Source organism: Agrococcus sp. SL85, assembly GCF_026625845.1.
GTDB lineage: Bacteria > Actinomycetota > Actinomycetes > Actinomycetales > Microbacteriaceae > Agrococcus.
In genome coordinates, this window is record NZ_CP113066.1 from 2,364,883 (window position 1) to 2,391,285 (window position 26,403).

28 protein-coding genes and 1 pseudogene are annotated in these 26,403 nt (G+C 76.0%); 19 read left to right on the forward strand and 10 right to left on the reverse strand.

The window, feature by feature from the left end; translation table 11 throughout:
- Window positions 1-7 precede the first annotated feature (7 nt).
- A complete protein-coding gene (locus OVA14_RS11740) occupies window positions 8-1,042 on the forward strand; it encodes an NUDIX domain-containing protein (RefSeq protein ID WP_267504023.1) in 1,035 nt (344 codons plus the stop codon).
- Between the two features lie 26 nt (window positions 1,043-1,068).
- The gene (locus tag OVA14_RS11745) at window positions 1,069-1,470 is read left to right on the forward strand and encodes a VOC family protein (RefSeq protein WP_267504024.1); all 402 of its coding nucleotides are present in this window, start codon (window positions 1,069-1,071) and stop codon (window positions 1,468-1,470) included.
- Here OVA14_RS11745 and OVA14_RS11750 read toward each other — a convergent pair.
- The 3 genes from OVA14_RS11750 to OVA14_RS11760 form a co-directional block, all read right to left on the reverse strand.
- On the reverse strand, window positions 1,467-2,588 hold the full coding sequence (locus tag OVA14_RS11750) for a hypothetical protein (RefSeq protein WP_267504025.1): 1,122 nt from the start codon (window positions 2,586-2,588) through the stop codon (window positions 1,467-1,469). The two genes, OVA14_RS11745 and OVA14_RS11750, sit on opposite strands and share 4 nt — an antisense overlap.
- Before the next feature lie 36 nt (window positions 2,589-2,624).
- Window positions 2,625-3,566 carry a diacylglycerol/lipid kinase family protein gene (locus OVA14_RS11755; RefSeq protein ID WP_267504026.1) on the reverse strand — a complete coding sequence of 314 codons (942 nt, stop codon included), beginning with the start codon at window positions 3,564-3,566 and terminating at the stop codon, window positions 2,625-2,627.
- A 100-nt stretch (window positions 3,567-3,666) separates the two neighbouring features.
- Entirely contained in the window at window positions 3,667-4,776 is a 1,110-nt protein-coding gene (locus OVA14_RS11760) for a DNA glycosylase AlkZ-like family protein (protein ID WP_267504027.1), read from the reverse strand.
- An 88-nt stretch (window positions 4,777-4,864) separates the two neighbouring features.
- Here OVA14_RS11760 and OVA14_RS11765 point away from each other — a divergent pair, with 88 nt between their 5' ends.
- Together OVA14_RS11765 and OVA14_RS11770 are read left to right on the forward strand one after the other, a co-directional pair.
- Window positions 4,865-5,923 carry a trans-sulfuration enzyme family protein gene (locus OVA14_RS11765; RefSeq protein WP_267504028.1) on the forward strand — a complete coding sequence of 353 codons (1,059 nt, stop codon included), beginning with the start codon at window positions 4,865-4,867 and terminating at the stop codon, window positions 5,921-5,923.
- A 140-nt stretch (window positions 5,924-6,063) separates the two neighbouring features.
- Window positions 6,064-8,436: an excinuclease ABC subunit UvrA gene (locus tag OVA14_RS11770; protein WP_267504029.1), complete on the forward strand. Its 2,373-nt coding sequence runs from the start codon at window positions 6,064-6,066 to the stop codon at window positions 8,434-8,436.
- Between the two features lie 121 nt (window positions 8,437-8,557).
- Here OVA14_RS11770 and OVA14_RS11775 read toward each other — a convergent pair whose 3' ends face one another.
- Window positions 8,558-8,812: a hypothetical protein gene (locus tag OVA14_RS11775; RefSeq protein ID WP_267504030.1), complete on the reverse strand. Its 255-nt coding sequence runs from the start codon at window positions 8,810-8,812 to the stop codon at window positions 8,558-8,560.
- 101 nt (window positions 8,813-8,913) lie between these two features.
- Here OVA14_RS11775 and OVA14_RS11780 point away from each other — a divergent pair, with 101 nt between their 5' ends.
- Entirely contained in the window at window positions 8,914-9,450 is a 537-nt protein-coding gene (locus OVA14_RS11780) for a MarR family winged helix-turn-helix transcriptional regulator (RefSeq protein WP_267504031.1), read from the forward strand.
- 442 nt (window positions 9,451-9,892) lie between these two features.
- Here OVA14_RS11780 and OVA14_RS11785 read toward each other — a convergent pair whose 3' ends face one another.
- Window positions 9,893-10,807, reverse strand: coding sequence for a DMT family transporter (locus tag OVA14_RS11785; RefSeq protein ID WP_267505587.1), 915 nt, complete (start codon window positions 10,805-10,807; stop codon window positions 9,893-9,895).
- Window positions 10,808-10,897: 90 nt separating this feature from the next.
- Here OVA14_RS11785 and OVA14_RS11790 point away from each other — a divergent pair, with 90 nt between their 5' ends.
- From OVA14_RS11790 to OVA14_RS11800, 3 genes are all read left to right on the forward strand, one after another.
- Complete coding sequence (locus tag OVA14_RS11790) at window positions 10,898-11,359, forward strand: Lrp/AsnC family transcriptional regulator (protein WP_267504032.1); 462 nt, start codon at window positions 10,898-10,900, stop codon at window positions 11,357-11,359.
- 167 nt (window positions 11,360-11,526) lie between these two features.
- Entirely contained in the window at window positions 11,527-11,991 is a 465-nt protein-coding gene (locus tag OVA14_RS11795; protein WP_267504033.1) for a cupredoxin domain-containing protein, read from the forward strand.
- 29 nt (window positions 11,992-12,020) lie between these two features.
- On the forward strand, window positions 12,021-12,170 hold the full coding sequence (locus tag OVA14_RS11800; protein ID WP_267504034.1) for a hypothetical protein: 150 nt from the start codon (window positions 12,021-12,023) through the stop codon (window positions 12,168-12,170).
- Between the two features lie 65 nt (window positions 12,171-12,235).
- On the opposite strand, the gene OVA14_RS11805 is transcribed toward OVA14_RS11800, so the two are convergent.
- Window positions 12,236-14,206 carry a BCCT family transporter gene (locus OVA14_RS11805; RefSeq protein ID WP_267504035.1) on the reverse strand — a complete coding sequence of 657 codons (1,971 nt, stop codon included), beginning with the start codon at window positions 14,204-14,206 and terminating at the stop codon, window positions 12,236-12,238.
- Between the two features lie 137 nt (window positions 14,207-14,343).
- Here OVA14_RS11805 and OVA14_RS11810 point away from each other — a divergent pair, with 137 nt between their 5' ends.
- The 3 genes and pseudogenes from OVA14_RS11810 (at window position 14,344) to OVA14_RS11820 (ending at window position 16,840) form a co-directional block, all read left to right on the forward strand.
- Window positions 14,344-15,150: a phosphatase PAP2 family protein gene (locus tag OVA14_RS11810; RefSeq protein WP_267504036.1), complete on the forward strand. Its 807-nt coding sequence runs from the start codon at window positions 14,344-14,346 to the stop codon at window positions 15,148-15,150.
- A gap of 237 nt (window positions 15,151-15,387) precedes the next feature.
- A pseudogene (locus OVA14_RS13960) lies at window positions 15,388-16,083 on the forward strand (serine/threonine-protein kinase); the annotation flags it as partial.
- 241 nt (window positions 16,084-16,324) lie between these two features.
- Complete coding sequence (locus OVA14_RS11820; RefSeq protein ID WP_267504038.1) at window positions 16,325-16,840, forward strand: hypothetical protein; 516 nt, start codon at window positions 16,325-16,327, stop codon at window positions 16,838-16,840.
- Between the two features lie 26 nt (window positions 16,841-16,866).
- Here the strand turns inward: OVA14_RS11820 and OVA14_RS11825 are convergent, their stop codons facing one another.
- Both OVA14_RS11825 and OVA14_RS11830 read right to left on the reverse strand, forming a co-directional pair.
- Window positions 16,867-17,634: a DinB family protein gene (locus tag OVA14_RS11825; protein ID WP_267504039.1), complete on the reverse strand. Its 768-nt coding sequence runs from the start codon at window positions 17,632-17,634 to the stop codon at window positions 16,867-16,869.
- Window positions 17,631-18,038 carry a nitroreductase/quinone reductase family protein gene (locus OVA14_RS11830; protein ID WP_267504040.1) on the reverse strand — a complete coding sequence of 136 codons (408 nt, stop codon included), beginning with the start codon at window positions 18,036-18,038 and terminating at the stop codon, window positions 17,631-17,633. Before OVA14_RS11830 ends, OVA14_RS11825 begins: the two co-directional genes overlap by 4 nt.
- A 73-nt stretch (window positions 18,039-18,111) precedes the next feature.
- On the opposite strand from OVA14_RS11830, the gene OVA14_RS11835 reads away from it, so the two are divergent.
- From OVA14_RS11835 to OVA14_RS11860, 6 genes are all read left to right on the forward strand, one after another.
- Complete coding sequence (locus OVA14_RS11835; protein WP_267504041.1) at window positions 18,112-18,396, forward strand: ArsR/SmtB family transcription factor; 285 nt, start codon at window positions 18,112-18,114, stop codon at window positions 18,394-18,396.
- On the forward strand, window positions 18,393-18,791 hold the full coding sequence (locus OVA14_RS11840; RefSeq protein WP_267504042.1) for a VOC family protein: 399 nt from the start codon (window positions 18,393-18,395) through the stop codon (window positions 18,789-18,791). Before OVA14_RS11835 ends, OVA14_RS11840 begins: the two co-directional genes overlap by 4 nt.
- Before the next feature lie 189 nt (window positions 18,792-18,980).
- Window positions 18,981-19,346 (forward strand): glutaminase, encoded by a 366-nt coding sequence (locus OVA14_RS11845; RefSeq protein ID WP_267504043.1) that lies wholly within the window; start codon window positions 18,981-18,983, stop codon window positions 19,344-19,346.
- A 65-nt stretch (window positions 19,347-19,411) separates the two neighbouring features.
- Window positions 19,412-19,894 carry a pyridoxamine 5'-phosphate oxidase family protein gene (locus OVA14_RS11850; protein WP_267504044.1) on the forward strand — a complete coding sequence of 161 codons (483 nt, stop codon included), beginning with the start codon at window positions 19,412-19,414 and terminating at the stop codon, window positions 19,892-19,894.
- Window positions 19,891-20,310, forward strand: coding sequence for an SRPBCC family protein (locus OVA14_RS11855; RefSeq protein ID WP_267505588.1), 420 nt, complete (start codon window positions 19,891-19,893; stop codon window positions 20,308-20,310). The genes OVA14_RS11850 and OVA14_RS11855 overlap by 4 nt, the downstream gene beginning before the upstream one ends.
- A 77-nt stretch (window positions 20,311-20,387) precedes the next feature.
- The gene (locus OVA14_RS11860; RefSeq protein WP_267504045.1) at window positions 20,388-21,206 is read left to right on the forward strand and encodes a DUF4184 family protein; all 819 of its coding nucleotides are present in this window, start codon (window positions 20,388-20,390) and stop codon (window positions 21,204-21,206) included.
- 849 nt (window positions 21,207-22,055) lie between these two features.
- Here the strand turns inward: OVA14_RS11860 and OVA14_RS11865 are convergent.
- Window positions 22,056-22,724, reverse strand: a complete 669-nt coding sequence (locus tag OVA14_RS11865) for a DsbA family protein (protein WP_267504046.1) — start codon at window positions 22,722-22,724, stop codon at window positions 22,056-22,058.
- Window positions 22,725-22,784: 60 nt separating this feature from the next.
- Between OVA14_RS11865 and OVA14_RS11870 the strand changes: the two genes are divergently transcribed.
- Both OVA14_RS11870 and OVA14_RS11875 read left to right on the forward strand, forming a co-directional pair.
- A complete protein-coding gene (locus tag OVA14_RS11870; protein ID WP_267504047.1) occupies window positions 22,785-23,069 on the forward strand; it encodes a DUF1905 domain-containing protein in 285 nt (94 codons plus the stop codon).
- A 68-nt stretch (window positions 23,070-23,137) separates the two neighbouring features.
- The gene (locus OVA14_RS11875; RefSeq protein WP_267504048.1) at window positions 23,138-25,336 is read left to right on the forward strand and encodes a protealysin inhibitor emfourin; all 2,199 of its coding nucleotides are present in this window, start codon (window positions 23,138-23,140) and stop codon (window positions 25,334-25,336) included.
- On the opposite strand, the gene OVA14_RS13555 is transcribed toward OVA14_RS11875, so the two are convergent.
- Window positions 25,333-26,343: a thiamine pyrophosphate-dependent enzyme gene (locus OVA14_RS13555; protein ID WP_324288063.1), complete on the reverse strand. Its 1,011-nt coding sequence runs from the start codon at window positions 26,341-26,343 to the stop codon at window positions 25,333-25,335. The genes OVA14_RS11875 and OVA14_RS13555 overlap by 4 nt on opposite strands.
- Window positions 26,344-26,403: the final 60 nt, after the last annotated feature.

Genomic DNA, 26,403 nt, shown 5'->3' on the forward strand with positions numbered 1-26,403 from the left:
GGCTCGCGTGAGCGACGACGCGCGCCCGGGCGGCATCCGCCGCTCGGCGCGCGTCGTCTGCGTCGACCCGGCCGGCGCGACGCTGCTGCTGCTCCACGAGTGGAGCGGCCGCGGCGCGCCCGCGCGGTGGCTGACCGTCGGCGGCGGCATCGACGCGGGCGAGACCGAGCGCGAGGCGGCCCTCCGCGAGCTGCGGGAGGAGACCGGGCGGGCACCCGATCCGTCCGAGCTGATCGGCCCCGTGCGGCACGTGCGGCAGCCGACGCCGCCCGGGCACCGCTACGACGCGCTCGACATGACCGCCTTCGTGTGGCGCACGCCCCGCTTCGCGGCCGACGCCTCCGGCCGCGAGCCCGGCGAGACCGCCTCGATCCGCGACGAGCGCTGGTGGACCGCGGACGAGATCGCCGCGAGCGCCGATCCCTTCGACGCCGAGGACGCGCTGGGCACCCTCGCGCTCGTCGCGGGCGGCGAGCCCGCGCAGGGCGAGCGGGTGCGCGTGCGCGCCTCGAAGTGGGACGGCACCCCGCACTGGACCTACGACGCGGTCGCCCTCGGCAGCGACGCGGAGGGCGTGTGGCTGGGCGTCGACGGGCCCACCACGCGCTTCTGGAAGCCCGGGGTCGACGCGTTCCTGGGCGACGAGCGCAAGGTCATGCTCGTGCCGCGGCGCCCGCTCGCGATGCTCGAGGGCACCTGGGCGCTCGTCCACTGGCTCGTGGGCGGCGAGCTGGCGCTGTACATCGACGTCTGCACGCCGCCGGAGCTCGTGCGGCGCCCCGAGGGCTGGGTGCTCGACTACTGCGACCTCGACCTCGACGTGGTGCGTCGCCCTCGCGGCGTGCCGTGGATCGACGACGAGGACGAGTTCGCCGAGCACGCGGCGCGGATGGCGTACCCGGCCTGGGTGCGCGAGCGCGTGCGCGCGACCGCCGACGCCCTGCTCGCGGGCGCGCAGATGCGCACGGCGCCCGGCGAGTACGCTCGCGAGCACTGGCACCGGCGCCTCGACGCGCTCGTGCCGCCCGCCGCCGGCGCCTGACCCCGGCCCGACGCCCGGAGGCCCCCATGCCCGTCGTCCAGATCGCGCAGCGCGCGACCGACCTCGACCGGGCGCAGGCGTTCTACGCGCGGCTCCTCGGCAGCGGGCCCGCCGCCCGGTTCGACCCGCCGGGGCTCCTCTTCTTCGACGTCGACGGCGTGCGCCTCCTCCTCGACGCCAACGCGCCGAGCGCCCTCGTGTACCTCGGCGTCGACGACCTCGACGCCCGCGTCGCCGAGCTCGAGGGGGAGGGCGTCACGATCACCACCCCGCCCCACACGATCTTCGAGCACCAGGACGCCACGCTCGGTCCTGCGGGCTCGGCCGAGCGCATGGCCTTCCTGCTCGACAGCGAGGGCAACACGATCGCGCTCGTCGAGCAGCGCCCCGGCGACCAGCTCGCGCCGGGCGCCGCCCGCGGGGCCTAGGCCTCCGCGGCCAGGGCCGCCTCGAGCCGCTCGCGGCCCGGACCGTGCGGGAGCGCGGCGACCGCGGCGCGCACCTCCCGGTCGATCGCCTCGGCCGCGGAGGCCTCGATGAGCCCGTCGGCCGCGAGCATCCGCGCCGCGCCCGCGTAGGTGCCGAAGGTCTCGACGCCCTGGCGCGCGAGCGCCGCGCGCTCGGCCTCCGGCAGGCCGACGACGTCGTGGATGAGCACGCGGGCCATGAAGCGCGGGTCGCGCTCCCGCATCGCCGCGCCCACCTGCGCGTCCGCCTGGCCGGAGTCGCCCAGGAAGACCTTCCGGCACTCCGGGAACAGCAGCCGCTCGCGCTCGAAGTTCTGCAGCTTGCGCGCGGCGATGCTCGCCTTCGTGAAGAGGTTGAGGAACGAGCCGCCCAGCACGGTGTGCTTCGGCATCCCGAGGTCCTCGAGGCCGTCGCGCGTGTACTGCTCGATGATGCCGCGCGGTCCGCCGGGCCTCGCGGTGACGAACGTGAGGTCGCCCGCGCGCCACGGGTCGCCGGAGCGGCCCCGGTCGAGCGCGTGGAGCAGCGCGACGACGCCGGGGTACACCGTGCCGCGCGGCCAGCGGTCGTCGTGGAGCATGGAGCGCACGGTGTCGTCGATGTCGCAGAGGATGCGCAGCTCGAGGTGCTCGGCGCGCTGGGCCTGCGCGCGGATGTGCTCGAGCACGGCGTCGCGGTCGGTCGGCAGCAGGTGCTCGAACACGATGTGCTCCAGGTCGTGCTGGTCGCCGGAGGCGTTCAGCAGGTACTTCAGGTCGCGGAACGCCTCGCCCGTGCGGGAGCGGAGCGCGTCGCGGATGGCGCGCGAGGCGCTCGGCGTCGGCGGCAGGCCCCGCATCGCGTGGAGGAGGCGCGCGACGGTCTCGGCGCGCAGCTCGTCGATGCGGTCGCGCGTGAGGAGGTCGAGCAGCGCGCGCCGCTGCCGGCGGCGCAGCGGCAGCGTGAGCCAGCGCCCGGCGATGCCGCGGACGAGCGCGTCGAGGTCGGCCTCGGCGAGCACGGCGTCGAGGTGGCCGCGGGGCACGCGGTGGAGCCGCTCGAGCGCCTCGTCGGCCGTGATGGGGGTGCGCTCGGGCACGCGGGGTCCTCTCGTCGGGGCGGTGGCGGGCCGCGGTCAGCGCGCCCCGACGATCCTGCCCGGCGCCCCTGGGCGGCCGCCGGGCAGCCGCACGAGCAGCGCACCCGGCACCGCAGCGGCGTCGATCGCGAGCGCGCGTCCCGCGGCGTCCCCGTCGATCTGCACGGGCAGCGGCTCGGTGCCCGCCGGGGCGAGCCGCGCGCGCAGCACCGCGCGGGCGCCGAGCGCGCCCGCCGCGCGCCCGATGCCGGCGCCGGAGGCCGCGATCCGCGCCCAGTCGAGGGCGCGCCTCGGCGCGACGGCCACGACGTGCAGCCGGCCGTCGGCGAGGCTCGTGCCCGGCACGACGCGGAGGCCCGCCGGCAGCCGCGCCGCGTTGTGGAGCAGCACGCTCCACGCCTCGGTGGTCGCGGCCGCGCCGTCGAGACGGGCGCGCACGCGGAACCCGGGCAGGGCGAGGCGGTGGAGGCCCGCCCCGACGTAGGCGGGCCAGCCCAGGCGCCGCTTCCGCCGCAGCGAGGCGGCCTCGATCGCGAGCGCGTCGTGGCCGACGCCCACGACGACCAGGAAGCGCTGCTCGTCGATGCGCCCGTCCGTGCGCGTGAGCCGCACGAGGCCGAGGTCGATGGGGGAGGGGCCGCCGCCGACGGCGACGGCCACCGCGGCCGAGGCGCCGAGCGGCAGCCCGAGGTTGCGGGCGAAGAGGTTCGCGGTGCCGCGCGGCACGATGCCGAGCGGCACGCCCGTGCCCGCGAGCGCCTCCGCGATCGCCCGCACCGTGCCGTCGCCGCCGATCGCGACGACGGCGTCGGTGCCGCCCTGCAGCGCCTCTCGGGCCTGCGCGCCGCCGGGCTGCGCGACGGTCGTGCGCACCACCTCGGCCTCGTCGCCCCGCGCCGCGACGGCGCGCAGCACCACATCGACGGCACCGTCGAAGCCCCGGGCGGTCGGGTTGCCGATGACGGTCACGCGGGCCACGGGGCCAGGCTAGCCGCGCACGCGGCGCGCTCCGCCCCCGCGGATCCCGTCGCGCTCGGGGCGTCGCGGCTCAGGGCGTCGCGGCTCAGGGCATCGCGGCTCAGGGCATCGCGAGCCGGAGGCCCTGGAAGGCGGCGAGCACGTCGAGCTCGTCGCGCACGGCGTCGACGAGCCGCGCATCCGCCTCGACGTCCCAGTGGAGCGCGGCGACCAGGAGCACGCCGCGGTCGCGCTCCGCCCTCGCGTCGACCTTGCCGACCAGCCGGTCGCCGTCGAGCACCGGGAGCGCGTGGATGCCCCAGCGCCGCTTCGCAGCGGGCGTGTACTGCTCGAGCGCGTACGCGTAGTCCCACAGGGCGGCCATCCGCCGCCGGTCGGCGATGAGCCGGTCGAGCGGCGAGAGCACGGCGACCCTGCCGGCGAAGCCCTCGGCGCTCGCCGCGGGGTCCAGCCGCCAGGTGCCGCTGAGGCCCTCGACCCGCGCGGGCACGCCGGCCTCGCCGAGGTGCGTGGGCCGGGCGAGGCCGCACGCGCGGAGCCAGCGCTCGCGCCACGTGCGGCGCGCGTCCTCGAGCGTCGCGGGCTCGACGTGCGGCAGCACGCGCTCGGCGAGGTCCCACACGCGCGCTTGGCCGAGCCGCTCGACGACGACGGCCTCGCCGCGGATCTGCAGCAGCTCCAGCAGCATCGCGACGTCGCGCCCGGTGTTCCAGCCGCTCGAGCGGTACGGCGCGTCGACGGTGTCGAGCACGTCGCCCTGCGGGAGCGGGCCGTCCTGCCGCAGCTGCTCGAGCACCCGCTGCCGGAAGCCCTCGTTGGCCTCAAGCCAGGCCGCGGTCGTGGGGTGGATGGCGTCGTCGGCGCGGCCGATGGGCAGCAGCCAGGGGAGATCGGCGGAGGCGCGCACCCCGATCGACCACGCCTCCATCGGGTGCCGGTGCGGCCCCAGGTGCTCGACGAGCGACTGCTCGACCTCCACGCCGCGTCGCACGTCGTCGGCGACGAGGCCGCGGATGCGCGTGAGCGCCACGTGCTCGGCGCTCGGGCAGACGATGTCGGTGGCGTTCAGCGGCAGGAGCGTGAGCGCGGCGACCACCTCGGGCAGGTCGCCCGCCTCCCGCTCGCCGTCGCCGGCGTCGAGCAGCTGGGCGCGCACGGCGATGCGGCGCGCCTCCTCGCGGCTGAGGGTGCGGACGGTCTCGCTCGGCATGCGGCCAGCGTAGGCGCGGCCGCCGTCGTGCGTCGGGGCGTGACGCGCCCGCGCCGGCCCGGCATCCCGCGCCTGGCAGGATCGCAGCATGGCCCACGCGCAGCACCTCCGCCCCGAGACGATCGCCGTGAGCGCGGGCCGGCCGCCGCGCGTCCCCGACGGCCCCATGAGCCAGCCGCCCGTGTTCGCCTCCGCCTTCGTCGGCGGCGGCGAGGTCGGCTACGCCCGCACCTCGAACCCCAGCTGGAGCGCGCTCGAGGAGGCGCTCGGCGCGCTCGACCAGGGCGAGGCGGTGGCGTTCGCGAGCGGCATGGCCGCGGTCGCCGCCGTGCTCTCGCTCGTGCCGCACGGCGGCGCGGTCGTCGTGCCCCGCCACGCCTACCAGGGCTCGCTCACGCTCCTGGACGCCGAGGCCGCGACGGGCCGCGTCGCGGTGCGACGCGTCGACGTCGAGGACACCGCTGCGGTCATCGCGGCCCTCGACGGCGCCGCGCTCGCATGGCTCGAGTCGCCCACGAACCCCGCGCTCGAGCGCGCCGACATCCCCGCGATCGTCGAGGCCGCGCGCTCCCAGGGCGTGCTCGTCGCGGTCGACAGCACCTTCGCGACGCCGCTGCGGCTGCAGCCGCTCGCGCTCGGCGCAGACCTCGCCGTGCACTCGGCCACGAAGCTCATCTCCGGACACTCCGACGTCATCCTCGGCGCCGTCGTCGCGCGCGATGCCGGGGTGCTGCAGCGCATCCGCACGCACCGCACCCTGCACGGCGCGATCCCGGGGCCCATGGAGGCGTTCCTCGTGCTCCGGGGCCTCCGCACCCTCGCCGTGCGCCTCGAGCGCGCCGAGTCGAACGCGCGCGAGCTCGCCCGCCGCCTCGCCGCGCACCCCGCGGTGCGCGAGGTGCGCGATCCCGGCTTCGGCACCGTGCTCGCGCTGGTGCTCGACGACGCGGCCGCCGCCGACGCGGCCGTCGCGAAGGTGGCGCTGTGGCTGCACGCGACGAGCCTCGGCGGCGTCGAGTCGACGCTCGAGCGCCGCCGCCGCTGGGCGACCGAGGCGCCGACCATCCCCGAGGGGCTCATCCGCCTCTCGGTCGGCATCGAGCACGTCGAGGACCTCGCCGACGACCTGCTGGCTGCGCTGGGCTGATCGCAGGCTGCGCGCTGGGCCGATCGCAGGCTCCGCGCCGGGCCGATCCGCCGCCGGCGCCGACGCCGGGGGAGGGGAGCGCCCGTCACCGGCGTGTGGTTGCATCGGATCCTCGCACCACGACGCCGGACGGAGACCGCATGAGCGCGACCGAGGACCACGCCGCCGACCGCCACGACCGCATCCGGGTGCAGGGCGCCCGCGAGCACAACCTCAAGGACATCTCGCTCGAGCTCCCGAAGCGCCGCCTGACGGTGTTCACGGGCGTCTCCGGCTCCGGCAAGTCCTCGCTCGTCTTCGGCACGATCGCCGCCGAGTCGCAGCGCATGATCAACGAGACCTACAGCACCTTCGTGCAGGGATTCATGCCGACGATGGCGCGTCCCGACGTCGACCTGCTCGAGGGGCTCACGACCGCGATCATCGTCGACCAGGAGCGCATGGGCGCGAACGCGCGCTCGACCGTCGGCACCGTCACCGACGCGAACGCGATGCTGCGCATGCTCTTCTCCCGCCTCGGCACGCCGCACGTCGGCTCTCCCAACGCCTACTCGTTCAACGTGCCGTCGGTCTCCGGCAAGGGCGCCGTGACGATGGAGCGGGGCGGCCGCACCACGAAGGAGCGCGCCGAGTTCAGCGTGCTCGGCGGCATGTGCCCGCGCTGCGAGGGCATGGGCGCCGTCACCGACATCGACCTCGCGCAGCTCGTCGACGAGTCGAAGAGCCTCGCGGAGGGCGCCATCACCGTGCCCGGGTACACGGCCGAGGGCTGGTACGTGCGGATCTTCGGCGCCGTCGTGCCGCTCGACGTGCCCGTGCGCGACTTCAGCGCGAAGCAGCGCGAGGACTTCCTGTACGGCGCCAGCCGCAAGGTGCGGCTCGAGAGCATCAGCATGACCTACGAGGGCCTCGTGCCCAAGGTGCAGAAGTCGATGCTGCAGAAGGACCGCGAGTCGATGCAGCCGCACATCCGCGCCTTCGTCGACCGCGCCGTCACGTTCCAGCGCTGCCCCGAGTGCGACGGCACCCGGCTGGCAGCGCACGCGCGCGAGTCGCGCATCGCCGGCATCTCGATCGCCGACGCCTGCCGCATGCAGATCGACGAGCTGGCCGCCTGGGTCGCCGGCCTCGACGAGCCCTCGGTCGCGCCGCTGCTGCAGGGGCTCCGGCACCTGCTCGACGCGTTCGTCTCGATCGGCCTCGGCTACCTCTCGCTCGAGCGGCCCTCCGGCACGCTCTCCGGCGGCGAGGCGCAGCGCACGAAGATGATCCGGCACCTCGGCTCCTCGCTCACCGACGTCACGTACGTCTTCGACGAGCCGACCGTCGGCCTCCACCCGCACGACATCCAGCGCATGAACCGCCTCCTCGAGCAGCTGCGCGACAAGGGCAACACCGTGCTCGTCGTCGAGCACAAGCCCGAGACGATCGCGATCGCCGACCACGTCGTCGACCTGGGACCGCGCGCCGGCACCGAGGGCGGCGAGATCTGCTTCGAGGGCACCGTCGAGGCGCTGCGCACGAGCGGCACCCTCACCGGGCAGCACCTCGACGACCGCGCGGGGCTCAAGGAGGCCGTGCGCGAGCCCTCCGGCTGGCTCGAGGTGCGCGGCGCCTCCGGCAACAACCTGCAGGACGTCGACGTCGACATCCCGCTGGGCGTGCTCTGCGTCGTCACGGGCGTCGCGGGCTCGGGCAAGAGCTCGCTCATCCACGGCGAGGTCGCGCCGCGCGAGGGCGTCGTCGCGATCGACCAGGGTGCGATCCGCGGCTCGCGCCGCTCGAACCCGGCCACCTACACGGGCCTGCTCGAGCCCATCCGCAAGGCCTTCGCGAAGGCGAACGGCGTGAAGCCGGCGCTCTTCAGCGCCAACTCCGAGGGCGCGTGCCCCGTCTGCAACGGCGCGGGCGTCATCGTCACCGACCTCGGCTTCATGGACACCGTCTCGACGCCCTGCGACGAGTGCGAGGGCAAGCGCTTCCAGGCCGCGGTGCTCGAGCACCACCTGGGCGGCAAGGACATCAGCCAGGTGCTCGACATGAGCGTGGCGCAGGCGGCGGGCTTCTTCGCCGAGGGCGAGGCGGCGCTGCCCGCGGCGCGCGCGATCCTCGACCGGATGGTCGACGTCGGCCTGGGGTACGTGACGCTCGGCCAGCCGCTCAACACGCTCTCCGGCGGCGAGCGGCAGCGCCTGAAGCTCGCGACGCACCTGGGGGAGCGCGGCGGCGTCTACGTGCTCGACGAGCCCACGACCGGGCTGCACCTCGCCGACGTCGCGAACCTGCTGGGGCTGCTCGACCGGCTCGTCGCCTCCGGCAAGTCGGTCATCGTCATCGAGCACCACCAGGCGGTCATGGCGCACGCCGACTGGATCGTCGACCTCGGCCCCGGCGCCGGCAACGACGGCGGCCACGTCGTCTTCACGGGCACGCCGCAGCAGCTGGTGGCCGAGCGAGGCACGCTCACCGGGGAGCACCTCGCCGCCTACGTGGGGGCGGAGGCCCGGCCCTAGATCCGGGGGAGCGGCGGCGCGAGCGAGATCACGTGCGCGCCGGCCTCGATCCAGGGGCGGGCGCGGCCGATTGCGGGGATGGGGATCCGTGCCGGAGCGCTCGCCGGCGCAGGGGCCGCGCTCACGCGCGGCGGAAGGCGGCGCGGGCCGCCTGCAGCGAGCCGTGGCGGCCGAGCGAGGCGCCCTCGCCGTCCACCGCGACGTACTCCTCGAAGGTGCGCTCGACGAAGCCGAGGAAGGCGGTGCCCTCGTCGGTGGTGCGGGTGGCGACCCAGAGGTCCTCGCCGGGCGTGGCCCAGACGATGTCGGCGACCGCGTCGGTGTCGACGGCGGCGTTCTCGATGGTGGTGGAGCTCGGGACCATCAGTTGCGTCATGGCAAGTCCCTTTCGACCGTGTTGATTAGTTCGACGATCGAAATGTACTACGACCTATCCACCTGTGGCAAACTGGGACGGTCGTCGTACAAGGAGCGGACATGACCACGGAGACGCAGGCGCGGGCATCGAGCGGGTACTGGTACCCGGAGCACGGCCAGCCCTCGAGCGTGGACGTGCTCAACCTGCTGCGCCGCTACCGCTCCTCGGAGGCCGCGATGCGCGCCAGGACGCGCTCGTCCATGGCGATGGGCGAGACCGACCTGCTGGCGCTGCGTCTGCTCATGCAGGCCCAGCGACGGGGCGAGGTCATGCGCCAGCGCGATCTCGCGACGGCGCTCGGCCTCGCGTCGCCCTCCGTGACGGCCCTCGTCGATCGGCTCGTCAAGAGCGGGCACGTGCGGCGCGAGCCGCACCCGGAGGATCGCCGAGCGACGATCGTCGTGCCGACGACCGACAGCGACCACGAGGTCCGGGCGACGCTCGGTGCGATGCACCGGCGCATGATCGACATCGTCGATCGACTGACCGACGACGAGCGCCGCGCCGTGGCGATCTTCCTCGAGCAGATGGCGGAGGCCGTCGACCGGATCGACGAGCACGACGAGCCCGCGACCGGGCCCATCCTCGTCGACTGAGCTCGACAGCCCGGCGCGGCATCGCGCCCTCCGGCTGCTCCGCAGTCCGCCGATAATGCGCATTATGTCGGTTCAAGGCTGCGCGCCACCTCCTCGGGCCCGGGAAGGCCCGTACCGACCAGAGGGTCAGCACGCTCCAGGCGCGGTCGGCGGCGATGCGCGCGAGCGCGTCGAGCTCCGCGTGCGCCAGCCCCGTGCGCTCGAGCGGATCCGTCCTGGTCGAGGCGTCGTCGGCGCGGTCGCGTCCCACCGCGACGACGTCGCTCCCGTCCGTCACGGCCGCGCAGCACGGCAGCCCGCGGCCCCCGACGCCCGATCGCTGCTCCTCGAACGCGGATCGTGCCTCTGCCGGCGGGAGCTCCCACGTCGTCTCGCGCGCGTCATCGCACCATCCCCCGCCGACCGTCGAGCGAGGCGGCGAGGTCGTGCACGCGCGGCCGGGTCATGGCCGAACGGTGCCCCCGTCCTCCGAGCGGCGTCCGAGCAGGCTGTAGGCGACGACGCCGCCGACGACGAGCGCCAGTGCGGCCACGGTCGCCGGCGTGATCGCCTCGCCGAAGACCGGGATCGCCACGAGCGTCGTGACCACGGGGCTCAGCGCGCCCCACGTCGCCGCCGTGCCGCCGAGCAGGCGCACCGCGGTCGCATAGGCGACGGTCGAGACGATCCCCGTGCCGATGCCCTGCAGGGCGCCGAAGAGCACGATGTCGTGGAGCGCCGCCTCCCCGCGCAGCAGGTTCGACGGCAGCGCGCCCGTCACGCCCAGCGCGAGCGCGACGAGCACCGAGGGCAGGCTGAGCACGAGGACGACGCTCGGCATGTCGAGCCGGGTGCCCCGCAGGCCCAGCGTGTAGATCGCCCAGAGCGCTCCACCGACGAGCAGCACGAGCACGCCCGCGCCCGCGGCGGCCGATCCCGTGAGCGCCGCGGTGCAGGCCGCGCCGACGCCGATGGTGGCGAGCGCGACCGCGCGACCCCGGCCGGGGCGCTCCCCGCGCCAGGCCAGGAGGATGATCGCGGCGAAGAGCGGCGCCGTGCCCGGCAGCAGGATGCCCACGAGCGCCGCCGAGGTGAGCTGCGCGCCGAGCGCCGAGACGAGGAAGTGCGGCAGCCCGCCCACGACGAGCAGCGCGAGCACCGCGCGAGGCTCGCGCCGGATGCCGTCGCGGAGCCGGCCGAGCATCGGCAGCAGGAGCAGCGCCGGCACGCCGAAGCGCAGCAGCGACGCGTCGACCATCGTGAGGCTCGATGCCCCGATCCCCCGCATCGTCAGCGCGAACGACGCCCACAGCGCCACCGTCGCAGCCATCGCGAGCACGCCGAGGAGCACGCGGCGGCGCGGCGGTGCGGCGATCATGAGGTCCACGCACGCAACGCTAGGGAGCATCGCGTGGCATCCGATTGCGATTCCTGCTCATCGAGCGGGATTCCTTGGCAGGATGTGCTCATGCAGCTCGACGCCATCGACCGCCGCATCCTGCTCGAGCTCCAGCAGGACGGCCGCATCAGCAACCAGGACCTCGCCGACCGCGTCGGCCTCTCCCCCTCGCCGTGCCTCCGCCGGGTGCGGGCGCTCGAGGCGGCCGGCATCATCGACCGCTACGCCGCGGTGCTCTCGGCCGAGGCCGTCGGCCTCCCCATCGTCGCGTTCGCGCGGCTCACCCTCGACTCCCACTCCCCCGCCGCGGTCGACGAGATCGAGGCGCGGCTGCGCGCGATCCCGGAGGTCACCGAGGCGTACCTGCTCGCGGGCGATGACGACTACCTCGTCAAGGTCGCGATCGCCTCCTTCACCGCCTACGAGGACCTGCTGCGCCGCGAGCTGCGCGCCATCCCGCACCTCTCATCGATCACGACCACCTTCGCGTTCGGCGTCACGAAGCGCCCCTCGCCGCTGCCGATCCCCTAGCCCGCGGCACTCGCGCGCCGCCTCCGCCCAGCGCCCCGGCCTGCGCGCAGGCCATCCGCGAGGCCGTCCGCCACGAACCCCTCCGGGACGCGCTCCCTGGTGCCTCGCACCCGCGCGGCGTAGCGTCCCAACCCGACGGCACCGACGCCGCACCCGAGGAGGTCACCATGGCTCGCATCACCACCACCGCGCTCGCGCTGGGCGCAGCGCTGCTGCTCACCGCCTGCAGCAGCGGCGCAGCACCCGACGCGTCGTCCCCCGCCGGCGAGGCGCCGCCCGCCGCGACGAGCGACGCGGGCACGGGCAGCGGCACGGAGGCCGAGGCGGGCGCGATGGCGCTCATGGCGGTCGTCGGCAGCGCCGACGACCCCGAGGCCTACGAGATCTCGATCACCGACGCCGACGGGCAGCCCGTCACCTCGGTGCCCGCGGGCGACTACGAGCTCACCTTCGTCGACGAGTCGACGATGCACAACTTCCACATCATGGGCCCGGGCGGCGTCGACATCGCCACCGACGTCGCCGGCAGCGACACCTCGACCGTGCAGGTGACGCTCGAGCCCGGCACCTACGACTACCTCTGCGACCCGCACCCGACGTCGATGGTGGGCACGCTCGAGGTCACCGGCTAGGCACAGCGAGGATCGCTACCGTGGGAGGCATGCACCGCATCGCCGCAGCCGCCGCAGACCACGCCGTCGCCCTCGACGAGCCCATGAACCTCGTCATCCTCGGCGCGACGGGCCTCGCGACCATCGCCTTCCTCGCGCTGGTCGGCGCCTTCGCCGCGTCGCTCCGCGACCGGGGCTGACCCGCACGACGTCAGCGGCCCCGGCACCCCTCGAGGGTGTCGGGGCCGCTGGCGTCTCGGCGCTCTCAGGCGCGCGGGCCCTGCTCGCCCTGACGCTCGTCGTCGCCACCGGCGAGCCGCTCGTCGCCGTCGGCCTGCTCCAGGTCGACGGCGGCCTGCGACGCCGCGAACTCCGGCGTGTCGAAGACCTCGCCCGCGATCGGATCCTGCGCGACCTGCTCCTCGTCGACCGTCGCGACGCCGTCCGGCCCGAGCTCCACGGCCCCCGCGGGCACCTCGTGCAGCGCGACGAGGAACTCGCCCGAGGGCACCGCTGCGGGCGCGGGCTGCTCACGGCGCGAGAGGCCTGCGAACGTCGTCGAGATCTCCCGGCGCCAGCCGCCCCGGCGACCGTCGGCCGCCGGCTCCGCGTCGGTCGCCGGCGCGGCCCCGCCGAGCGCGAGCGCGCCGTTCGAGGCGATGCGCGCGCGCATGTAGCGCGGCGCGCTCGCGACCTCGAAGTGGAACGCCCGCAGCAGCGAGATGCACGCGAGCGCCATGATGATCGAGAACGGCACCGCCGTCGCGATCGACGCGGTCTGCAGCGCCGTGAGCGCCTCCGAGCCGCCGACGATGAGCAGCACGCCCGCGGCACCCGCGGCGACGACGACCCAGAGAACGCGCGTGAGGCGCGGCGTCTCGGTCGCCCCGCCCGTGGCGAGGATGTCGACCACGAGCGCGCCGGAGTCGGCGGAGGTCACGAAGAAGAAGACGATGATGAGGATCGCGAGCACGCTCGTCACCGCGGCGGCCGGGTAGGTCTCGAGCAGGTGGAACAGCGAGGTGTTCGTGTCGACGGCGCCGTCCACGAGCATGTCGCCCTCGGTGAGCTGCCGCAGGATCGCGGCGTCGCCGAAGATCGAGAACCACAGGATGCCGATCACCGTGGGCGCGAGCAGCACGCCGAAGACGAACTGGCGGATCGTGCGGCCGCGCGAGATGCGCGCGATGAACATGCCGACGAAGGGCGCCCAGCTCATCCACCAGCCCCAGTAGAAGATGGTCCAGCCGCCGGCCCAGCCGTCGGTCGCGAGCGGCCACGTCTCGAGCGCGATGCCGGGCAGCGACGCGATGTAGGAGCCGGTGTTCGCCACGATCGACTGCAGGATCACGAGCGTCGGACCCAGCAGCAGCACGAAGAGCGCGAGGAGCCCCGCGAGCGACATGTTGATGTTCGAGAGCCACTTCAGGCCGCGGTCGAGGCCCGTGATGACCGACAGCGTCGCGAGGCCCGTGACGACCGCGATGAGGACGATCGCGAGCGTCGGGGTCTGCTCGAACCAGCCGAGGAAGTCGAGGCCCGCCATGATCTGCTGCACGCCGAGGCCGAGCGAGGTGGCGACGCCGAACATCGTGCCGACGATCGCGACGACGTCGACGACGTGCCCCATCCAGCCCTCGACGCGCTCGCGGCCGAGCATCGGCTCGAGCAGCCAGCGGATCGACAGCGGACGCCCGCGGCGGAAGGTCATGTAGGCGAGACCGAGGCCCACGACCACGTAGATCGCCCAGGCGTGCAGGCCCCAGTGGTAGAGCGTGAGGTCCATCGCGAGCCGCCCAGCGGCCGTCGTGCCCGGCTCGACCCCGGCGTTCTCGGGCGGCGTCGTCATGTGCGAGAGCGGCTCGGCCACCGAGTAGAAGACGAGGCCGATGCCCATGCCGGCCGAGAACAGCATCGTGAACCACGACACGGTCGAGAACTCCGGCTCCTCGTCGTCGCGGCCGAGGCGGATGCTGCCGATGCGCGAGAGCCCGACGTACAGGGCGAAGACGACGAAGGCGGAGGCCGCGAGCACGTACCACCAGCCGACGCCGTTCGTGATGGCCGTGTTCAGCACCGTGAACGCATCGCCCCCGGTCTGGGCGTACACGATCGCGAACGCCGTGAGCGCGACGATGAGCAGGATCGCGGGGATGAACACCGGCTTGCTCAGCTGCCGCCAGACCTCGGCGGGCGCCCAGTCGCGCTGGAGCTGGGATGGGGCGCGTTCGGACATGCGGGACCTCCGCGCGAGCGGCCCGGGCTCTCGCGCTGCTGCTGGTGCGGACGTTCGGGCCGCCCACCAGGCTAGGGCGGCGTGCTGGAAGGGCGCTGGCGGGGTACAGCGCAGCCGTCGCCGCCTACAGTGTCCCCATGCATCCCTCCGACGCGCGCTCCGAGCGGCCGGTGCCGACGGACCGGCCCGATGCACGCCGCGCGGGCCTCGCGCGGCGCCTGCTCGTCGAGGAGCGCGCGGTGCCGCGCGCCGAGCGACGCGCGCTGCTGGCCCTCGCCGCCACGAGCGCGCTGCTCGGCGCCGCCCTGTTCACCACGATGCTCGTGGGCGTCCGCACCGGCGGCGGCGCGGCGCTGCTCGACCAGCCGGTCATGGACTGGTTCCTCACCCTCCGCGACGCGCAGGAGACCTCCGCCATGGCGGTGCTCGCGTGGATCTTCGGCCCCGTGGGCATGCCGATCGTCGTGCTCGTCGCAGGCGTCGGCTGGGCGCTGCTCGCCACCCACCTCTGGCGGCCGCTGCTGCTGTGGTTCGGCATGGCGCTTGGCGTCGCCACCGCGCTCATCCTCGCCCCGATCGTGCAGCACCCTCGGCCTCCGGTCGAGGACATGCTGCTGCACGTCGACCGCACCTTCTCGTTCCCCTCGGGCCATGTGCTCGGCGCTGCCGACTTCCTGCTCATCTCGGCGTTCCTGCTGGCCTCGCGGCTGCGCTCGCCGTGGGCGCGGGCGGGCCTGTTCGCGCTCGCCGTCGTGGGCATCGTCGTGCAGATCTACAGCCGGCTCTACCTCGGCTACCACTGGCTCACCGACGTGCTGGGATCGGTGGGCATCTCGCTCATGATCCTGGGCCTCGTGATCGCGGTCGACACGTGGCGCACGGTGCGCGTCGAGGGCGAGCCGGTCACGGGGCCGCTCTCGATGCCGCAGCGCGACGGCACCTGAGGCGCAGCCCGCGGCCTGCGGCGGAGGACGTCAGGCGCACGGCTCCCAGTGCGCTCGCCGGGAGGCCTGCGAGGATGCGGGGGTTCGGGGATGCGAGGTCCGCCCTGCGACGCCGCGCGACCGGGCTCCGGCCGCGCCCAGCACCGGGAGGACGGCATGCACGCACACGGGGCCATCGGCCCGGGCACGATGCTCGCGGACCGCTACCGGATGGGCGAGGTCGTGGGCTCCGGCGGCATGGCGAGCGTCTACCGCGCCGTCGACGAGGTGCTCGGCCGCGAGGTCGCCGTCAAGGTGCTGGCCGGCGGCAGCGCCGACCCGGCCGCGGCCGAGCGTGAGCGGGCGGAGCTGCAGCTGCTGGCGACGCTCGACCACCGCGCGCTCGTGACGCTCTACGACGCCGTCGAGGCGCACGTCGAGGGCCGCCCCGTCACCTGCCTCGTCATGGAGCTCGTCGACGGCCCGTCGCTCGCGAGCCGGCTCGCCGCCGTCCCGGAGAGCAGCCCGCCCATCGCCGCGGAGGACGCGCGCTGGCTCGCGCGCGACCTCGCCGAGGCGCTCGCGGTCGTCCACGCCCGCGGCGTCGTGCACCGCGACGTCAAGCCCGCGAACATCCTGCTCGCCCCCTCCCCCGCCCCCGGGCGGGAGTTCGGCGCCAAGCTCGCCGACTTCGGCATCGCCGCGCTCGTCGACGGCACGCGGCTGACGGCGACCGGCACGGTGCTTGGCAGCGCCGGCTACCTGAGCCCGGAGCAGACGACGGGCGATCGCGTCGGGCCCGCCTCGGACGTCTACTCGCTGGGCCTCGTGGTGCTCGAGGCGCTCACCGGGCGGCAGGAGTACGGCGGGCCGCTCATGGAGGCCGTCTCGGCGCGCCTCGTGCGCGACCCGGTCATCCCCGTCTCGCTCGGCGCCCCCTGGACGACGCTGCTCGCGGCCATGACCGCGAGGGACCCCGCGGCGCGGCCCTCGGCGGCGGAGGTCGCCGCGAGCCTCGACGGAGCGACCGGACCGCTGCCCGGGGCGTCGGCGATCGCCGCGGGCCCGACCGAGGACGCGACGGCGCCGATCTCTGCGGGCGAGGCTCGCGGCGGCCGGCGCCGCAGCGGGTGCGCCGGCGCTCGGCGCGGCCGCGGCTCCCGAGCCCGAGCCCGCGACCGCGCGGCTCACTGCGGTGGACGACCCAGGCGCCGCCGCCGCCCCCGTCCCCGCGGACGCCGGTCGGCCCGCACCGCGCCGCCGCCGCGCGGCGCTCGTCGTCGCGGCCGTCGCGGTGGCCGCCGTCGCCGCGGGCGGCGCCGCGGTGGCGATGACGGGCATGGGCGCCCGGACGCCCGAGGCCGACGCCGAGCAGAGCCAGCAGGCCCCCGCGCCCACGGTGTCGCCGCCCGCGGCCGAGACCGGCGTCGCCGACGAGGGCACGACGGGCGTCGGCGCCGTGGTGACGACGCCCGAACCGGCATCGACCCCGACGCCCTCCGCCGATCCCTCCCCCACCGCGAGCACCGAGCCGGTCGAACCCGCCCCGACGGCGCCGGTCGAGCCGGCTCCCGTCGAGCCGGCACCCGAGGAGCCGGCGCCCGAGGAGCCGGCACCCGAGGAGCCGGCCCCGACCCAGCCCGCGCCGGAGCAGCCGGCCCCCGAGCCCGCCCCGACCCCGGGCACGGGCGGCGCGACCCCGGCACCGTAGCCGCGGCGCGGCGTGGCGCCCGCGCGCTAGTCCACGGAGCCCCGCTCGGGCCGGGCCTCGAGGACCGCGAGGTCGCGCTCGGCGTAGCGGTGGTGCTCCCACTCCTCCTCGAGGATCGTGTGGAGGCAGCTGCGCACGGTCTCCGGGTGCTCGGGCGCCCACGGATTCGCACGCGGCTCGTCGAGGAGCGCGGGCGTCGCCGTCGCGAGCAGCGCGTCGACCATCGCGACGCGGTCGGCGCGCACCTCGAGCACGCGCGCCCAGCTCGGCGCCGCCTCCGAGAAGACCCCGGTGTCGTTGCCGTCGGCGGCGTACTCCTCGTTGGGCTGCCCGATGGGGTGGAAGGGCGCGTCGACGCGCAGGATCCCGCGGCGCAGCCAGGTGTCGGTCGCCATGACGAGGTGGCGGATCGTCTGCGCGAGGGACCACTCGCCGTCGACCCGCTCGTCGACCGCACCCGCCGGCATCCGCTCGGCGCGCGCGATCGTCGCCGCCCACGTGCGCTGCGCGGCGGCCCAGCACGCCTGGAGGTCCTCGAGGTCGTGGGCCCTGCGGAGCCGGCGTCCCGGATAGCGGGCGTCGAGCGCGGCGTCGACGAGCGGCGCGACGTCGACGCCGTTGACGAGCAGCACGCTCTCGCCGTCGAGCAGCCAGGGCGCGTCGAGGTCGGCGCCTGCCAGCTCGACGCCGCGCATCACGACGTCGGAGAGGTCGGCGCGCACGAAGCGGGCGCCGCGCAGCGAGACGTCGACGAAGGCGTCGCCCGCGAGATCCTCGCCGCGGTGCTCGGTCACGACGGCCGCCGCTCGAGCGCGACGACGGGGATCGTGCGCGCGGTCCGTGCCTCGTAGCCCGCGAAGGCGGGGCTCGTGGCGAGGAACCGCGCCCACGCCGCATCGCGCTCGACCCCCGCGAGCACCCGCGCGCGCACCGGCACCTCCCCCGCGTCGGGCGTCTCGATCCGGGTGTCGGGGTTGGCTCGGAGGTTGTGGAACCAGGTGGGATGCTCGGGCGCGCCCGCCTTGGAGGCCGCGACGAGCCACGTGTCCTGGCCGTCGCGCAGGCCCATCGCGGGCGCGACGCGCTCGGCGCCGCTGCGCGCGCCGACGTGGTGCAGCAGCACGAGGCTGCGGCCGAAGCCGCGCACCTGCCCGCCGTTCGCCCGGAACTGCTCGATCACGTCCTCGTCGAAGCCCATGCGCCCTCCCGGCACCGACGCTAGTGGAGCGAGGCCCTTGACATGCAAGTGTTTGCTTGCCTATCGTCACGGCATGGCCGACGTGTACCGCGCGCTCGACGACGAGACGAGGCGCATGCTCCTCGACGAGCTCGCGGCGCGCGACGACCAGACCCTGTTCGAGCTCTGCGGCGCGCTCGCGATGCGCCACGGGCTCAGCAGCTCGCGCCAGGCGATCTCGCAGCACCTCGCGGTGCTCGAGGAGGCCGGGCTCGTCACCACCCGGCGGCACGGCCGCACCAAGCTCCACCGATTCGACCCCGGCCCGCTCGCGCAGATCGCCGAGCGGTGGCCCAGCCCCAGGAGGGACCGACCATGAGGATCCGGCTCACGAGCGTCTTCGTCGACGACCAGCGCGCGGCGCTCGCCTTCTACACCGAGGCCCTCGGCTTCCAGGTGCAGCACGACATCCCGCTCGGCGACGACGCGTGGCTCACGGTCGTGAGCCCCGAGGACCCCGAGGGGCCCGCGCTGCTGCTCGAGCCCTCGAGCCACCCGGCCGTCGGCCCCTACCGCGCGGCGCTCGCGCAGGACGGCATCCCCGCCGTCCAGTTCGAGGTCGCCGACCTGGCGGCCGAGCACGCGCGGCTCGCCGCGCGCGGCGTCGCCTTCACGCAGCCGCCGACGGACATCGGGATGGCGTGGGTCGCGGTGCTCGACGACACCTGCGGCAACCTCGTGCAGCTCCTGCAGCCGAAGGCCGTGCCCGCCTGAGCGAGTGAGCGCGGCAGCGCCCGTACGATGCCGTCGTGACCGATCCCGCCGACGCCGCCGCGATCGAGCGGGCCCGCGCCGCGCTCGTCGCCACGGCCGAGCGCCTCGCCGCCGCGGGCGCGCGGGAGGAGGCGCTCGCCGAGGCTCGTCGAGCCGCGGCCCGTGCTCGGCGTGCGGCGCGCCCCTCGGATGCGACGGCTGGGCAGCGCATGGCGCCTCGGCGCGCTGCTGCTCGACCGCGAGGGCCGGCCATGGCGCACGGGGCTCTCGACGCGCGTCGCCGAGCCCGGCAGGCCCCAGCACCTCTCGAGCTCTGCCGAGGAGCGTCGTGCCCTCCGGGCGGCGGCGCTGCGGGGCGGCTTCGCGATGGGCGAGACGGTGAACCACGGCGTCGCCCCCATCGCCGTCGACGGTTCGCTCGTCGGCGGCGACGGCCCGCTGCGCATCGTCGGCGGCGAGGCCAGGGTGCACTGGGGCACCGACGCCCCCGTGCCGCTCGAGCGCTACCTCGACGACCTGGGCGACCTGCTGCTGCACCCGCCGCAGGGCGCGTAGCGGGCCATCGGCGCCTGACAGCCGCCGCGCACCTCGCGGTCAGGCGGCGGTGCGAGCGTCGGGGCATGACCGATCACGACGACCAGCTCGAGACCATCGCCGACATCATGCGCGCGACCCGCATCGCCTCGCTCGCCTACCGCTCCCTCGAGGGCAGCCTCGTCTCCACGCCCATGGGCACCCAGGACTTCGAGGATCCGGGCACGGTCTGGTTCCTCACCGAGCGCTCGAGCGCGAAGGTCGACGCGATCGCGGCCGACCCGCGCGTCAACGTGCACTACGCGAGCAAGGAGGGCTGGGTCTCGCTCGCGGGCACCGCGCGCTTCAGCGACGACCGGGCGAAGCTGCACGAGCTGTGGGACGCCTCCGCGAGCGCATGGATGCCGGGCGGTCCCGACGACCCCGAGAGCGGGCTGCTCGAGGTGACCGGCACGAGCGCGGAGTACTGGGACTCCCCCGGCGCGGTCGCGGTCGCGATCCAGCTCGCGAAGGGCCTGCTCACCCGCGAGCAGCCGGAGCCCGGCGACAACGACGTGGTGCCCCTCTGAGGCGCGCGCCTCGACCCTCGGGGCGCGGGTCCCCCGGCGCGACCGCGCGCGCCCGGGGCCCGCGGCCTCCTGGGGACGCCTGGGAGCGCTTCGCGCGGCCCGCGCTCTGGCCGTCGTGGGCACCCCACATCGCGGCGGTGCGGTGCCGCGACGACCGGATCCGCGTCGGAGCGCATGGCCATGTGCGCGCGGTGGGCGGCCTCCTCGCGCGCTTCCGCGTGGACGCGGTCGACGAGCCCGCCATGCGCTGGAGCTGGACCGTGCGCGCGGCGGGCCTGCGCGTGCGGCTCGAGCATGGCGTCGACGCGGCGGGCGAGGGCAGCGAGGCGTGGGCGCGCATCCTGGCGCCCCGACCGCTCGCGCTGCTCTACGCGCCCATCGCGGCCCTCGCGCTCCGGCGGCTCGTCGCGACCTAGGCCATCCGGCCGGGTGCGGGCCCGCCATCGCGGGCTGCGGCAGGACAGCACGGCGCCTGGCACGGCAGGATGGCAGCGTGCCCTTCACGCTCGCCCACGCCGCCGCGGTGCTGCCGCTGCTCCGGCGCCCGTGGAGCGCTCCCGCGCTCGTCGCCGGCGCGATGGCGCCGGACATCCCCTATTCCCTCGCCGCGCTCGGCATCCCGGTGGGGGCGCAGTCCTGGTACGCGCCGCTCCTGAACGCGACGACGAGCCACAGCCCGCTCGGCGCGCTGGCCGTCTCGCTGCCGCTCGGCCTCGCCCTCGCCGCGCTCCTCATCGCGGCGGGCGCACCGCTCCGCGCGGCGCTGCCCGCCAGCACGTCACCGCTGCGCCTCCCGCGCCGGCGCCCGCTGTCCGCGCTCTCGTGGGTCGTGCTCTCCTGCGCCGTCGGCATCGCGACGCACCTGCTCTGGGACGGCCTCGCGCACGGCGACGGCTGGCTCGCCGAGCTCGCACCAGGCCTCCGCGAGCCGGCGATCGGCGACCTCAGCGGGTCGCGGCTGCTGCAGCACGCGAGCACGGCCCTCGGCCTCGGGGCCCTCGCCTGGTGGCTCCGGGCGCATCGCGATCGGCTGCCGCTCGCGCAGCACCCGCGCGAGGCGCGGCGCGCCGCCCTCGGGCTGGGCGCGCTCGTCGCGGTCGCGGGCGTCGGCGCCGTGGCCGCGGCGATCCCCGTCGTCGAGGCGGCGGACGGCATCGCGGGGCGCGATGCGCTCGAGACCGCCCTCGCCGCCGCTGCGAAGGGCGCGGGGATCGCCGCGCTGCTCGCGACCGCCACCGCCCTCGCCGCCTGGTGGGCCGGCCGGGCAGCCCGGGCCGTCCGTGCCGTCCGCCGCGTGCGTCGGCGACCCTAGGGCCCCTCGCCGAGCGCATCGCAGCGCGCCACCGCCCACGCGAGCAGCGCGTCGCGCTGCGGCTCGGGCGAGGGCAGGAGCAGGCTCGAGCGGCGTCCCCGCGAGGCTCGGCGCGGATCCGCAGCAGCGTGCCCTGCGTGTCCTCGGCGACGGCGTGGAGGTCGCAGCGCCCCGGCTCGGACGGCAGCTCGACGACCGTCGGCGCCGCGCCGCCTTCCAGGTCGAGCCCGATCGGCCGCCTCGCCGCTCGGCCGCCGTCCGGGCCGACCGGCGCGAGCAGCGTCGTGGCGCCGACGTCGAGCAGGCGACCGAGGCGGCCCTCGCCCGCGACGGGTGCCACCCCGAGGCGCAGCGTGGCCTCGCCCGCGCCCGCGGCAGGGATCTCGGGCTCCGACCACCGCACCGCGGCGACGCGGTCGGCGAACGCCCGCGCGTCGCACGCGGCGTCGTCGAGGCCCTCGAGCTGCGCGAGCGGATCCTCCGGGGCGCGCTCGACCCTGGTGCCGTCGGCGAGGTCGAGCACGGCGACGTGCTCGATCGGCGAGCGCTCGCACGTGGGCGCGAACAGCGCGAGCGCGGCCGCGACCGCCGTCGCGCCCCGCCGTCGTGCCCGCACGCGCCATCCTGGCACCGGCACGTGCCCGCCCTACTCGCTCGCGCCGCGTGGGCGCGATGGGGAGTTCTCCCCATCGCGGCGCACGGCCCTGGGTGCGTACGGTGAGATCGCTGGACGAGCGGCGTCGCGTACGCGCCGCTCGGGACTTCGCCCCCGGTGCCCGGACCTCCCCTCCGCGGCATCGGGGGCGTCCTCTTCCCCGCCGCGGACCGGTGCCGGCCGGGCCTCTCGCGCTACTGGCCGAGCGCGGCGGCGATCGCCGCCTCGAGGTCCTCGAGCCGCTGCAGCTCGACCTGCTCGCCGTCGACGTAGAAGGTCGGCGTGGACTGCACGCCGAGCGCGAGGCCGGCGTTCGCGTCGAGCGCGACGCGCTCGAGCGTCGCGTCGTCGGCCACGGCGGCGTCGTAGGCGACGAGGTCGAGGCCGAGCTCCGACGCGTAGCTGCGGAAGGCGGCAGTGGCGTCGGCACCGCCCGACCAGTCGGCCTGCCGCTCGAAGAGCAGGTCGTGCATCGGCGCGAACGCGCCCTGCTGGGCCGCGGCCTCCGCGGCGAGCGCGGCGGGCACGGCATCGGGGTGGCTCGGCAGCGGGAAGTGCCGCACGGCGAAGGTCACCCGGCCCTCGTAGCGCTCCATGAGGTCGTCGACCACGGGATGGAAGGAGCCGCACGCGGGGCACTCGTAGTCGAGGAACTCGACCACCACCGGCGCCTCCGGCCCCGCGTCCGCGAGCACGTGCGTCGAGGCGTCGACGAGCTCGGGCGCGGGGCCGCTCGTCGTCGCCGCGCTCGGCAGCGCGGGCGTCGCGGCCTCCCAGGGCCGCACCACCAGCAGCGCGACCGCGACGACGAGCACCGCCGCCCCGAGGACGGCGAGCAGGGAGCGGAGCGCGGAGCGAGGCATGCGGCAAGGCTATCGACGAGCGGACGGCGGACCGGGCGGCGCCGGAGCTAGGGTTGCGGCGTGGAGCTCGAGTTCGACGCCGTCGCCATCGAGTGGCGCGGCCCCGCGCCGTTCGTCTTCGTGCCGCTGCCGGAGGACGAGGCGCAGGTCGTCGCCGAGAGCGCGCGCGAGCTCACCTACGGCTGGGGCGTCATCCCGGTGAGCGCGCGCATCGGCGGCACCGAGTTCACGACCTCGCTGTTCCCCCGCGACGGCGGCTACCTCCTGCCCGTGAAGGTCGCCGTGCAACGGGCCGAGGGCGTCGGCGTCGGCGACGCCGTGCACGCGCTGCTGCGCCTCGGCTGAGGCCGGGGCCGGGCGGACCGTCGGCGGCCGCGGGTAGCATCGGCCACCCCTGGAGGACGGAGGCCGGCATGGGCGTGGGCATGGGGATGGGCGAGCGGATGGGTGACGTCGCCGCACGGGTGGCACGGACGGGCGAGCGCGCCCTGCACCGGCTCGCGAGGCCGGCGGCGTTCGCGCTCGCACCCGTGCTGCTGCGCCAGGCGCGGGGGCTGCGCTCGGGGCTCGTGTGGCTGCCGGAGCCGAAGGGCCCCCGGCACGGGCTCGTCGATCCGGTGGGCGTGGCCGAGGTCTCCGCGCCGCTGCGGCTGCTCGCGATCGGCGACTCCACCGCCACGGGCGTGGGCGTCGACCGCCTCGAGGACGGCCTCGTCGTGCAGACCGCCGCCCGGCTCGCCGACGCGCAGCGGCGTCCCGTGGCCTGGCGGATCGAGGGGCTCGAGGGCTCGACCGCCGCGCAGGTGCTCGAGCGGCACCTGCCCGCGGTCGACGGCGAGCACGACGCGATCCTCGTGCTCGTGGGCGCGAACGACGCCCTCCAGCTCGTGCCGCGCGGGCGCTTCGACCGCGCGGTCCGCGCGCTCGTCGCGGGCCTCCGCCCGCACCTCGCGCCCGGCGGCGTCATCGCGCTCGCCGGCGCGCCCCAGATCGACACGTTCGTCTGGCTGCCGGAGCCCATCCGCTCGCTCATGGGCGGGCACGCCCGCAGCCTCGACGACGCGCTGCAGCGCATCGCCTCCTCCGAGCCGGGCGTCCGGCACCTGCCGACGCCCGCGATCGTCGATCCCGAGCAGCACGCGGCCGACGGCTTCCACCCCTCCGCATCGGGCTACTCCGCCTGGTCGGGCGTCGTGGCGCCCCGGCTCTCGCAGTCGCTCGACCGCGCCGCCGCCGCGCTGCGCCACGGCATCGTGCCGCCGTTCCTGCTCGAGCGGATCGTCGCGGCCGACACGGGCGCGTCGGTCGTCGCGCAGCGCACCCTCGGGCTCGACCGCGACGTGCGGGCAGAGCGCTCGGCGCCGGGCCGCGCGGGCCTGCGCGCCGCGGCCCCCGCCCGCGTGCCGGGCGAGCCGCCCGCTCCCGACCGGGTCGTGAGCGACGCACGCGGCACGACCGCGCTGCCCGGCGAGGTCGTGCGGCGCGAGGGCGACGCCCCCACGGGCGACGACGCCGCGGACGCGGCCTTCGACGGCCTCGGCGCCTCCTGGCGCATGCTCTTCGAGGCGTTCGCGCGCGACTCGCTCGACGGCGCGGGCATGCCGCTGCTCGCGACCGTCCACTACGGGCAGCGCTACGACAACGCGTTCTGGGACGGCGAGCGGATGGTCTTCGGCGACGGCGACGGCGAGGTGTTCGCGGGCTTCACGCGCGCGATCGACGTGATCGGGCACGAGCTCGGCCACGGTCTGATCTCGTCGACCGCCGACCTCGTCTACCGCGATCAGCCCGGTGCGCTCAACGAGTCGATCGCCGATGTGCTCGGGGCGCTCGTCAAGCAGCACGCGCTGGGCCAGACCGCCGAGGAGGCCGACTGGCTCATCGGCGCCGGCGTCTTCACCGAGCGCGTGCAGGGGCGCGCGCTGCGGTCGATGGCCGAGCCCGGCAGCGCCTACGACGACCCCGTGCTCGGGCGCGACCCGCAGCCCGGCCACATGCGCGACCTCGTCGTGACCACCGACGACCTCGGCGGCGTGCACATCAACTCGGGCATCCCCAACCGCGCCTTCCACCTCGTCGCGACGACGATCGGCGGCGAGGCCTGGGGCGCACCCGGGCTGCTCTGGATGGACGCGCTCACGGGCGGCCTCTCCCCCACCGCCGACTTCGCGGCCTTCGCCGCCGCGACGACCGAGGCCGCGATCGCGCGCTACGGCGAGGGCTCGACCGAGGCGGCCGCCGTCGCGGAGGCCTGGGTCGCGGTCGGCGTCGTCGACGGAGCGGCGGCCGCGGCCGAGCCCGCCGAGACGGGCGACACGGTGCGCGTCGCGCGCTCGGGCGGCATGCTCGGCCGGACGCGCGCCGCAGTCCTCACGGCCCGGGCGATCCCCGGCGACGACCTCGAGCACCTCGACCGGCTCGTGCTCTCGGGCGAGCTCGAGGGGCTCGACGCCGAGGCGCCGGTGCCCGACGCGCCCCTCTGGCGCGTGACGGTCGAGACCCGCTGCGACGTCACGGTCGCCGAGCCGCTGCTGTCCGAGGAGGTGCTCGCGCTCTTCCGGCGGCTGCTGGAGCTGGGCGAGGCGCCGGCCGCCGAGGGGCCCGGCAGCTAGTCGATCGCGGCGGCGGCTGCGCGGATCGCGGCCTCCCGGATCTCGACGATGTAGGGCGCCACGACCTCGCGCGAGACCCTGCAGTCGGCGACGAAGACGCCCTCGGCGCCCGTCGCGAGCCACGCCTCGAGCAGCGCGAGGTCGTCGAGCCGCTCGATCACCGCGCCCTCCGCGCCGAGCGCGCGCCCGAGCGCGGCGAAGTCGGCCTGCTCGATGAGCATGGGCTCCTCCGCGACGCCGCGCACCGCGTACTGGTGCACCTCGGCGCCGTAGGCCGCGTCGTTGCACACCACGATCACGCCGCGCCGCACCGACCGCACGACGGTGTCGAGGTCGGCGAGGCCCATGAGCGCGCCGCCGTCGCCCGTGACGAGGACCGTCGTCGTCTCCGGCCGCGCGACGGCGGCGCCGACGGCGCTCGGCAGCCCGAGGCCGATCGTCTGGAACGCGGTGCCGACCATGACCAGCCGCTCGGGGTCGGCGACGGAGAGGTAGGTGGGCGCCCATCCGATGAAGTGCCCGCCGTCCTGCACGACGACGCGGTCCGCGGGCAGGACGCGCTCGAGCGCGCGGAAGAGGCTCCGCGGGTCGAGCCGGGCGTCGCCCGCCACGGCGTCGCCGTCGGGTCGCTCGTCGTGGATGCCGGTGACGTCGGCGAGGCCCGCCCCTGCCCACCCGGCGCCGGGCCGCGCCGGGCGCCGGGCGCCGAGCGACGCGAGCAGCGCCTCGGCCGCGAGGCGCGCATCGGCACGGAGGTGGGCGTCGACGCGCGGGTTCGTCGGCGCCGGCGCGACATCGACCTGGGCGACGTGCGCATCGTCGCCGAAGGCGTCGCCGAAGCGCGTCTGGAAGGCGTTGAGCCCCGCGCCGACGACGAGCACGACGTCGGCGCCCTCGATCGCCGCGGCGGCGCGGTCGGAGGCGAAGCCGCCGCAGATGCCGAGGTGGGCCGCGCGGTCGTCGAAGACGCCGGAGCCGAGGGCGCTCGATGCGGTGCGGGCGCCCAGCCTGCGCGGCGAGGCGACGGAGCGGCGCCGCGGCGCCCGCGAGGTGCGCGCCGCGGCCCG